We start from the raw sequence: 9,854 nt of genomic DNA on the forward strand, positions 1-9,854 counted from the left end.
ATCTCCCGGCCGGGCGGTTTCGTCGGCAAAGGATTGCCGACCTACGACCGTACCGCCGTAGGTCGCGAATCCTTTCGCGACGCCGTGCTCCGACCGTGCGTCTGCATCGGCAAAGGATTGCCGACCTACGAAGGCTGTCGCCGATAAATTGAACTCGTTGGTCCATGGCACAGGTCTCTTTCCACGGCATCGGCGTTTCCTCCTCGCCAATACCTTAATGGATGTAAACCATGTGCCCGGTCTATTTTGTATCTGCGTACGTCCTGCGTAACAAACCGAGGTAACGAAAACAGCCAAACCACACCGTTCTATCGGGTTTCCGTGGTTCCGCTCCCGGCGAAGCCATGCGCCGACCCCGCCACCGGTATTTCGCGGATATCCGCATCCAGGCGGCGCGCCTCTTCGATCCGCGCCCTCGCCTCACGGGTGTCCAGGCGCACGCCGTACGCCACGTAGGCGAGGTCGGAAAGCGGCGCGCGGCTCCCCTGAAAGAAAGGCCATTGCTTGTTCTTGCGGTAGAAGGTTTCCACAAAACTGGTGATGGCCAAAAGCGAAGCATTCCCCTGCGGATCGGAAGCGATCCACGGACCGCCGGAATCGCCGCGCGTAGGCATGGGCTCGTCGACCGAATAAGCCCCTTGAGCATCCAATCGGTTGACCGCCAGCAGGGTGGAAAGAGAAGACACCGATGATTCCTTGGATTCGAACTGCGCCCGGAACTGCAGGTGAAGTATGGGATCCAGATCCTCGTATCGCTTCGGCACGAACTCATAGAAACTGCTCGTCAAATCGAAGACGCGCTTCTCGGCACAGCGGGGACCATCGATTTCCGTTTCCCGGTAACCATAACCGAAGCCACAGATCAGGGCCTTATCGGGAGTATTCCCGGTCGTGATCGGCAATGGCCGCAGCGCGTCCCCGACATCCGCGTCGAAAATCAGAATGGCGATATCCTCGGCGATGTTCTCCTGCACGACGCCGAAATTCGGATACACCGCCGCGCGCAGCCTGGCATTCGATACCGTTGCGGAAGGAGCGGCCTGCAAGCGGACCGCCGGCAATTTAAGCGGTCCCTCCAGACGTACGTCGCGCAGACAATGCGCAGCCGTGATCAAAGTCAGCGGGCGCGTGCCGAGTACCGCGGAACTGCAAGCACCGTTCCCACTTTTCCAGACCCGCCGGTACTCATCCCAGTGATGTAGTTCGATCGTCAGCGGCAGGGTCGATTCCCGGCCGATCGGCAACGGTTCGCCGTGGATGAGCGCAAAGACGCGCCCGGCCGACAGAACGGCCACAATAACCGCAAACACCAGCACAACGATGTTCATGCAGACTGTCCTGTGATCTCTCCCTATTTCTCTGACAGCGCAATTCAGCACTGATTCTGCCCGGATCATCCGTTCGCATCCAATCCTCTTCCCGGGCCCGATCAGGCCGTCACATTTCAATGGTAGCGATACTGCACAGCGGGGGAAGTTTCAATGGGAAAACAAGCTTTCGAAAATGCGGTTGAGTTAAGGAAGCTCTGATTAAGTCCTTCGACAGGCGCAGGACGAACGGTAACGTATTGGTTCCGTTCGCGGTGAGCCCTTCGGCTTCGCTCAGGACAGGCCCTTCGACTCGGCTCAGGACAGGCTTGTCGAACGCTCTCCTGAGCCTGCCCTGAGCCTGTCGAAGGGGCATGAACGGATTCCACTTGTTCAGAGCTTCCTTAAAACATCAATCTCTCTATCACGAGTATGAGAGTGGACCGGCAGAGGGAATCAATTCGGATGCCTTGAGTTACGGAAGGTGTAATGCCGTATGGGATATAAAACCCGCCCGTGAACCTCAAACCAGTTCGACCTTCAGCCAGCCGGGTCGATGCTCGTCGAATGCCTGATAGGCTTCGATGACTGAAGTCAAAGGCTCGGTTTGGGTCAGGATCTCGGTCGGATCGATGACTCCGCTCCGAACCAGGTCGATCAGCATGGGAATGTACTGGCGATGATTGCAGTTCCCCATCTTCAGGGTGAGATTCTTGTTCATCGCCATGCCGATCGGGAAGAAACGGTCGGATGGCGGATAAACGCCGATGATCGACAATGTTCCGGCCTTGGCCAGAGCCTGAACGGCCCAGGTCAAAACCAGGGACGGGCTGTCGCCGTGATGCCAGCGAATCCCGGCCTGCTGGGCTTCCGGCGCGATTTCGTTCAGTTCCTGGTCGAACTGGGCCTTTTGCTCATCGGCCTTTTGCGCGGCCGGCCCATGATGGGGACGCTCGGCATCCACGCCCACCGCATCGATGGCGCGGTCCACGCCAATCCCGCCGGTCAGATCGCGGATAGTCTGCACCGGATCTTCGAGATCGAAATTGATGACCTCCGCACCCTGATTGCGTGCCATCTCGAGACGAGAGGGTTCGTTGTCCACGGCCAGGACCCGGCCGGCGCCCTGAAGCTTGGCGCAAGTGATTGAGAATTGCCCGACCGGTCCGCACCCGAAGACGGCTACGGTATCGCCGGGCTTGATCTCCGCCAGTTCCGCGCCGAAGTACGCCGTCGGCAGAATGTCCGAGATGAGTATGGCCTCATCGTCGGTGATGTCGTCCGGCAGCTTGACCAGCCCGACATTGGCGAACGGGATGCGCGCTTTTTCCGCCTGCAATCCGTTCAGGCCGCCGGCGATCGCCGGACCGCCGAAAAAGGTCGTGCCGCCCAGAAGACCGTTGGGATTGGCGTTGTCGCACTGGGCGTAGTAGCCCGCTCGGCAATAGGAGCAATAGCCGCAGGCAACGGTCGACGGCACCACCACCCGATCGCCTTCCCTGAGATTCCGAACGTTCGATCCCAGAGATTCGACGACGCCGACGGCCTCGTGTCCCAGTACGGTGCCGGGTTTGAGCCCGCCCAAGGTGCCGCGCACCATGTGCAGATCGGTTCCGCAAATCGCGCTGGCGGTGATTCGCAAAATAGCGTCTGTAGGATCTTCGATATGCGGCTCGGGGATATCTTCCAGACGAATATCGCCGATTCCGTGAAAAACGACTCCCTTCATTTTTGCCTCCGGTCTTCACCTGGTGGTTTCGGGGCGCCGCGCCAAATCCCAGCGCCCGATCGGGACTCTTCCCCTGGCCTAAAAGCCTGTTTTCCCCGCGAAATACCCGCCCGTTGATTTTTGGTTTGATGCTCGTGCTTCGCCGCAGTTCCCGCCGACTTGCGCCGCCGAGACATTCGCACAGATCGGGCGGCAAATGAATCGAAACCTCCCTAACGCTTGGAAGTCGGCGCCCCGGCCGGTTTCGCGCAGGGGCCGGCGTGATCGAGCTGAACCTGGGCGCGGCGGCGTGCGCAATCGTTGCTGTAGGTTTCGCCGTCGCATCCGCAGACGGGATTGTGCTCGGTCGTGCAGATTTCGGGCGGAACCTCGCAGGTTCCCGATATGCTGGTCGAACCGCATGCATTGGGAGTTCCGATCTCGCAGTATTGGCCGGGCGGACACCGTGCCCCTGTCGTTCCGCCGCAGGCTTGGCCGGTTACCGGCGCCGGGGATTCCATCAGGTAGAATTCGCTCGCGATAAGGGACTTGCTCGTACCGGCCGGGCCGGTCACGGCCTGATGAGTGCCGGCCACCAGTATGCTCCCCTGCTTGAGAGCCTGATATCCGGCATTGACCTTCTCCGGATCGGCGGCGGATGCGAGCAGGTCGACCTCGGCAATCAGAGCCTTGGTCAGCGTATTCAGCCGCTCTTCCTCGATGTGCTCGCAGGGCTCGGTCGGACAAGGGCCATCGACATCCCTCACCCGGTACAGAGCGCCCGCGGGAGATGCCCGTGCCTGGGCCCGCCACGTTTCGCGCACGACCAGAACGCTGTCTTCTCTGTTGGAATCGGTCGCACGCCTCTCGAGAATTCCGCGCACCAGCCCGCGCCCCAAAACGAACTCCTTCTTGAAGTCTTCGTTTTGTTGCGGCACGCCGCCCGTCTCGGAAAAGTCTATCGCGCCGACATAGCATTCCCGGCGCCAAATCCCGTCGGCGCAGCGCGTTCGCGGTTTGTTGACTTCCTTAACGAAAACCTTGTCGCACGTTGGTGCAACGCACTGTCTTGGATCTTGGCGAGCAACCTTGAAGTAGCGGCCTTCGTCTCCATAGATCGGACTGCTTTCCCAGAGACCTATGATCGTCAGCCATAGAGCCAGCTCTTTGATCATTCCTGATCCTCCTTCCGTTCGATTCGATGTCCGCGATACCGATCGTATCAAGGCATCGAGGAAATATCACGAATCCGGAAGAAAGCCGCACGAAGGCACGATAAACCGGGACAAAAGAAAAGGTGTCGCCATTCTCGGCGACACCCGGTCCAGAGAGGGAGGGGAGAGAATCGGAGACGCTGAATGGTGCGGTCCGATGAGTGGATGTTGATTGGTGGCATCCTGCCGATCACTCACCGGCCGCCGAAATATAAATTGCAATTCATATGCCATGCGCAACGCCAGTTGTTGCAGCACTTGCCGAAACGCGCGTGGATAAAGGGCGTGAGATGCCGCAGGGAGATGATGGAATTGCCATAGCCTACATTTTCGCCGCGATTAGGGGCGGAAACGCTATCGGAATGACCGCGCTGCGTCGCTAGCGCACGACGGGCGCTATGCCCCGCCCGAACGTTTGGCCGAACCGCCGCAGCATTTCTTGTATTTTTTACCGCTGCCGCAGGGGCACGGCGCATTGCGAAGGATTTCGCCCTTGTGGGCGATTTTGCCGTGATAATTGATGGTGCCGTCCAGATAGACCCATCGTCCCGCCACCCGGTGAAACCGGCTGACTTCATGGATCAGATAGGTGTCGTCTCCCAACTCGAACTGGGCCTTGAATTCCACGACGCCTCTATCGTCGTTTTCGCCGCCACCTATGGTTCCGACGATCTCTAGACGGGACCAGGTGCGGGTGTCGCCTTCGAAGTCCAAAGATGCCGGCCGCTTGCCGGGGTCCCAGCTCTCCCTGAGATAATCGGCATCGCGCAGTTGGAAAGCGGTAAACCGCGAGCGCATCAAGGCTTCAGCGGTGGGCGCAGCGGATTGTCCCGCCAGATAAGGGCCGCAACATTGATCGAAAGGCTTTTCGGAGCCGCAGGGGCAAGTCATAGGAGTATTCACAGGATTCTGCAGAGTGCGGGTTGATCGGCTGAAGGTCGACGAGCGGTGCGCCGAAGTTCGTTTCGGCTCGAATTGTCGAGGGCCGATTCTAACACGGGGACGTCATTACGGCCTGTTCCCTCACGAACGCGATAACACGAGCCCGGACAGCTTCGTCGGCAGAGGATTGTCGACCTGTAACTTGAATGATGGAAAGGCGATTCTAAAGCGGCTGAATCCAAATCGCTTTCAATCAGGCATTCATTTTCGTAGGGTGGGTTAGGCGCACATCAGCACTGACCGACCGCCGATCTGCGCGCCAGGGCAAGCGCGAAACCGGCCGCATTCTTACGCCGCGATTAAACGACCTCGGTCTCCAAAGCGCGCAAGTTTTCTTCCACCCCGGCGGCATGAGTCAGCTCGGCCACGTTGTCCTTGGTGAAGAACCCCTGGAAGTCGCCGAAGCGTTGCACGTATTCCACGATCAGGGAGGAATATTCCGAGGCGCTGGAGAAGATTTGCTTGAGCCCTTCCTCCCTGGAGCCGATGACGTCGAGCAGGAATTCCTTGCCGCAGTCCCGCAGCGTGCCCACCACGTAATCGATGTTGGCCTTCCCTTCGGTTTCGCCGTCCCGGACCGCAACCGCAAGATGATGGAGCCTCGGCCCGTAGTTGCGGACGAAGGCTTCGGTGGGCGACGGCAGCTTGAGCAGGTGGTTGACGAAATAGGGATGATTCGCGGCCGTGAACACCTTGGCGGGACATTCCAGCTCGTTCGAGTAATGCACGCTCTTGGTGACGTTGGTCGAGGAATTCTGGGAAACGATGTCGTAAGAGCCCCAGTAGTAATAACTGGTCAAGGTCAGCCATTCGAGGATGGCGGCTTCCCGGTTCTGGCTATAGATGCGGGTGGCGAGATGGTCGATGGGCAGGAGCAGCGCTTCCAGCCCCAGTTTGACCTGAGCTTCCTTCGCCTCCAGGTAGGCCCTTTGAACGTCGTCGCGAATGGTGCTCCGACTCGGGGCATAAACACGGGTGTCCGCTTCCGACCGCTCCCAATAGCCGACGATGTTGTGGGTATAGGGCGACGGCTTGACGATGGCCATGTCGTCGGGCATTTCCAGCTTCTGGATCTGATCCCGATTGAAGAAGCGGACATCCCTAGACTTCTGCAATGCCACCACTTCGTTCACATCGGTCACCCGAAACACTTCGCCCATGTAGCGCGAATTCGGCTTGTGCGCGCCGATCGGGTATAGCTCGTTGAGGCTTCGAAAAATGCCTCGCGTCTCGGGGTCCTTGACTTCGCGGATCAGAACGTCGGGAGCGTTCAGGTCGATGCGGAGCACATGGGTGTAATGGCGTTCCGATTCGATCGTCGCGAGATAATGATAAGGCGTCATCAGGCACAGCTCGCCCACATAGGGAACCGAGTGCCCAGGCTCGACCGCGATCATCATGGCATCCACCTGATGGATCAGCTCGGTAAGCCCGATCCTATCGCGCTGCTCCAGCAGTTTGACCAGGAACTCCTCGAAAAACGGCGAGTTCGCCTTGTCTCCATGACGGGGAAAATCGAGCGAAGACATCACGGTCGCTACTCCCTATTCATTGACTACCCGTACTGTCGAGGTAGTCTGTTGCTGTCGCATATAGAAATAGAAATACTGATTCGACACCGCCACATGAATGGCGCCCAAGTCGGTTTGGACCTGATCCAAGTACTCGTGCAGAACGGCAGGCGCCAAGCCTTCCCAGCGCAGGCCCGTGAGCCGCCGCCAAGTCCGGCGAGTCACTTTCATGACCTCCTTGTGGTTCGGCAGCATGGCCAGACACTCCTCGATTTCCGAGAGGCAGTGACGGACGGTCCGCGGAAAATGGGGATCGAGCAGCAGATAATTCAGCACGGCGTGGCCGCGCACATGTACGTCCACGTGGCGGCGGTACATCTGGTAAGCGCTCAAGGCCTTGAGCACGCTCATCCACAACCGCTCCTGCAAAGGCTCCAACGCGCCGCCTTGCCGCGGGAGCAGCACGGCCGCGTTGATATCCGCGATGCGCGTGGTCATGTCGGCGCGCTCGATGTTTCTCCCCAGCCTGATGAATTCATAAACCAGGTCGTGGCTCATGCAACTGATCAGCAAGCCGGCCAGCGATTGGTTGCGCTCGATGATGTGATTGAGGACTTCGTAACGCTGCGCCCGATTTTGCGCCGCGCTGGACGCGAATCCTTGGACATAGAGATAAAGCCCGTTTACCCGCTCCCAAAATTCCTTGGGAAGGATTTCCCGGAATGTGCGGCTGTTCTCGCGGGCGCGGCGGATGCTGGATACGATGGCGCTCGGGTTGCGCTCGTCCTGGATCAGGAAGCGCAGGATATTGGATTCGTTCGCCTCTCGGTAATGCTCTTCGAAGAGTTCGTCCAGACCGACCAACTTGAGCAGGATATCCCAGCCGAACGAGGCGCCTTTGGGGAGATCCAGCAGCACATCGGTCGTGGTGTTGATCAGGCGTGCGGTATTCTCGGCCCGCTCCAGATAACGGGCCATCCAATACAAGTTCTCGGCTACGCGGGATAGCATGCGTCCTCCGTGTCGACGATCCAGGTATCTTTGCTGCCCCCGCCCTGCGATGAATTCACGACCAGGGACCCCGCTTTCAGCGCCACTCGCGTCAGTCCGCCGGTGGTGGCGTAGAGCCGGCTGGATTGCAGTATGAAAGGCCGAAGATCCAGGTGGCGGGGAGCGAGGCAATCGCCGACCAGAGTCGGCGCGGTGGAGATGCTGAGCGTCGGCTGCGCCATGTAATTGCGCGGATTGGCCCGGATCAGCTCGGCGAACGCCGCACGTTCCTCGCGGCTGGCCCTAGGGCCTATGATCATGCCGTAGCCGCCCGACTCGTTGGCCGGCTTGACCACCAATTTGTCCAGGTTGGCCAGCACATAGGCCCGTTCTTTTTCGTCCATGCAGAGGTAGCTCGGCACGTTGGGAATGATCGGGTCCTGATCGAGGTAATAGCGGATGATTTTCGGCACGTAGGTGTATACGACCTTGTCGTCCGCCACACCGGAGCCGGGCGCATTGGCAATGCCGACCTTGCCGTTGCGCCAGGCGCGCATGAGACCCGGAACGCCGAGCGCCGAGCCCGGACGGAAGGCCTCCGGATCCAGAAAATCGTCGTCGATGCGGCGGTAGATCACATCGACCCGCCTGGGGCCGGAAACGGTCTTCATGTAGACCCGGTCATCCGCATCCACCATCAAATCCGAGCCTTCCACCAGGAAGGCGCCCATCTGCTGCGCCAGATAGCTGTGTTCGAAATAAGCCGAGTTGAAAATTCCCGGAGTCAGCACGGCCACCACCGGCCTCTCGCCATCCCTCGGAGAAAGAGCCGCCAGCGCATCGTAGAGCTGAACCGGGTAGTCATCGACCGGCAAGATATCGCAACCCTGAAAAAATTCGGGAAACAGGCGCTTCGTCAATTGTCGGTTTTCCAACATATAAGACACGCCCGACGGCACCCGGAGATTGTCCTCCAGCACGTAGACCGTGCCGTCCTTGTCGCGCACCAAATCGGTACCGCACACATGGGCCCATACGCCAAAACGGGGCGTGATACCTAGGCACTGCTGGCGGAAGTTGCGCGAACCCGCGATCACTTCCAGCGGAAAAACGCCGTCCTTGACGATGCGCTGCTCGTTATAAAGATCGTTGATGAACAAATTCAGAGCCGTAAGCCGTTGCTTCAGCCCCTCCTCGATCCGCATCCATTCGCTTTTCGCCATGACCCGGGGGATGATGTCGAAAGGCCAGGCCCGGTCGATGTTCCCGGCCTCGCTGTACACGGTAAACGTGATGCCCATCGTCATGATGGCCGCATCCACCGACTGCCGGCGGGCTTCCAATTCTCCCGGCTGAAGAGAGTTCAGATAACGGAACAGAGCCCGGGCGGCCGACCGAGGCTGGCCGCCCGGTTCCAGGAGTTCGTCGTAGGCTTCGCTGTTGCGGTAGTCGTGGGAAATGTTCATGAGCGAACGATGATGTTGACGTTTCCGACGAAGCATCCTCCGTGCCAATGGCACAGACGAGCGCTACGGCGCGCCACCGGGCAAGCAAGCGTTTCGCCGTCTGCGTCGATTCCCTGACAAAGCGAATAAGGTGCACGGTTGCAAGCGCCCCGCGCTGTTGTGGTGCGTTCCGTGATCTGGCGTGGTGTTCGGGCGCTCCATCTCTACTGGAGTTGTAGTACTAACGCCTTGTCAGCCTTAGTATGACGGTTGATCGATGATCCCTGAGCAAGAATGGTTTTCGCGTGCGGAAAAAGGTCAGCAACGGGAAAGCAGGTCGGCAATCCTTTGCCGACTCAGGGTTGGGAAGGGATTCCCGATCTACTGAAGCTGTAGTACTAAACGATTTCTTCCTGAAACGTCTGACGATAGAATCGATCGAATACCCATACACTGAGTCCATTCTGACATTGCCATGACGTATTGCCTTTCGATCAACGTGGAACGCGGCCTGGTGTTCTGCTCCGATTCCCGCACCAATGCCGGAATGGACAGCATCGGCACCTATTCGAAAATGCACACTTTCGTGTGGCCGGGAGAGCGGGTTTTTGTCTTGCTCTCCGCCGGCAATCTCGCCACCACCCAGGCTGTGGTAAAAAAGATTTATCGTGATGTCGAGCAGGCCTGGGTACCCAATCTGATGACGGCGACCAACATGTGCGAAGCCGCGGATTACG

7 protein-coding genes and 1 pseudogene are annotated in these 9,854 nt (G+C 59.0%); 1 reads left to right on the forward strand and 7 read right to left on the reverse strand.

The genetic code is table 11. The features are described 5' to 3' along the window. Nucleotides 1–308: 308 nt before the first annotated feature. From ABJK70_RS14410 to ABJK70_RS14440, 7 genes are all read right to left on the reverse strand, one after another. Complete coding sequence (locus ABJK70_RS14410) at nt 309–1,328, reverse strand: hypothetical protein (RefSeq protein ID WP_347258314.1); 1,020 nt, start codon at nt 1,326–1,328, stop codon at nt 309–311. A gap of 502 nt (nt 1,329–1,830) precedes the next feature. Beyond that, nucleotides 1,831–3,036: a zinc-dependent alcohol dehydrogenase gene (locus ABJK70_RS14415; RefSeq protein WP_077731660.1), complete on the reverse strand. Its 1,206-nt coding sequence runs from the start codon at nt 3,034–3,036 to the stop codon at nt 1,831–1,833. A gap of 212 nt (nt 3,037–3,248) precedes the next feature. Further along, the gene (locus tag ABJK70_RS14420; protein ID WP_347258315.1) at nt 3,249–4,190 is read right to left on the reverse strand and encodes a DUF6748 domain-containing protein; all 942 of its coding nucleotides are present in this window, start codon (nt 4,188–4,190) and stop codon (nt 3,249–3,251) included. 435 nt (nt 4,191–4,625) lie between these two features. After that, on the reverse strand, nt 4,626–5,132 hold the full coding sequence (locus ABJK70_RS14425) for a YchJ family protein (protein ID WP_347258316.1): 507 nt from the start codon (nt 5,130–5,132) through the stop codon (nt 4,626–4,628). Nucleotides 5,133–5,470: 338 nt separating this feature from the next. Beyond that, nucleotides 5,471–6,700, reverse strand: coding sequence for a hypothetical protein (locus tag ABJK70_RS14430; protein ID WP_077731656.1), 1,230 nt, complete (start codon nt 6,698–6,700; stop codon nt 5,471–5,473). Nucleotides 6,701–6,715: 15 nt separating this feature from the next. After that, the gene (locus ABJK70_RS14435) at nt 6,716–7,693 is read right to left on the reverse strand and encodes an alpha-E domain-containing protein (RefSeq protein WP_077731655.1); all 978 of its coding nucleotides are present in this window, start codon (nt 7,691–7,693) and stop codon (nt 6,716–6,718) included. Beyond that, entirely contained in the window at nt 7,678–9,138 is a 1,461-nt protein-coding gene (locus ABJK70_RS14440) for a circularly permuted type 2 ATP-grasp protein (protein WP_347258317.1), read from the reverse strand. Before ABJK70_RS14440 ends, ABJK70_RS14435 begins: the two co-directional genes overlap by 16 nt. A 454-nt stretch (nt 9,139–9,592) precedes the next feature. Here ABJK70_RS14440 and ABJK70_RS14445 point away from each other — a divergent pair. Further along, nucleotides 9,593–9,854, forward strand: a pseudogene (locus tag ABJK70_RS14445) (peptidase); the annotation flags it as partial.

This window comes from Methylocaldum sp. (assembly GCF_039794385.1).
Lineage (GTDB): Bacteria > Pseudomonadota > Gammaproteobacteria > Methylococcales > Methylococcaceae > Methylocaldum.

Excerpts from the sequence above, each read along its gene's own strand:
- ABJK70_RS14415 (WP_077731660.1), bottom strand. The coding sequence starts at position 3,036 with ATGAAGGGAGTCGTTTTTCACGGAATCGGCGATATTCGTCTGGAAGAT.
- ABJK70_RS14420 (WP_347258315.1), bottom strand. The coding sequence starts at position 4,190 with ATGATCAAAGAGCTGGCTCTATGGCTGACGATCATAGGTCTCTGGGAA.
- ABJK70_RS14410 (WP_347258314.1), bottom strand. The coding sequence starts at position 1,328 with ATGAACATCGTTGTGCTGGTGTTTGCGGTTATTGTGGCCGTTCTGTCG.
- ABJK70_RS14430 (WP_077731656.1), bottom strand. The coding sequence starts at position 6,700 with ATGTCTTCGCTCGATTTTCCCCGTCATGGAGACAAGGCGAACTCGCCG.
- ABJK70_RS14435 (WP_077731655.1), bottom strand. The coding sequence starts at position 7,693 with ATGCTATCCCGCGTAGCCGAGAACTTGTATTGGATGGCCCGTTATCTG.
- ABJK70_RS14440 (WP_347258317.1), bottom strand. The coding sequence starts at position 9,138 with ATGAACATTTCCCACGACTACCGCAACAGCGAAGCCTACGACGAACTC.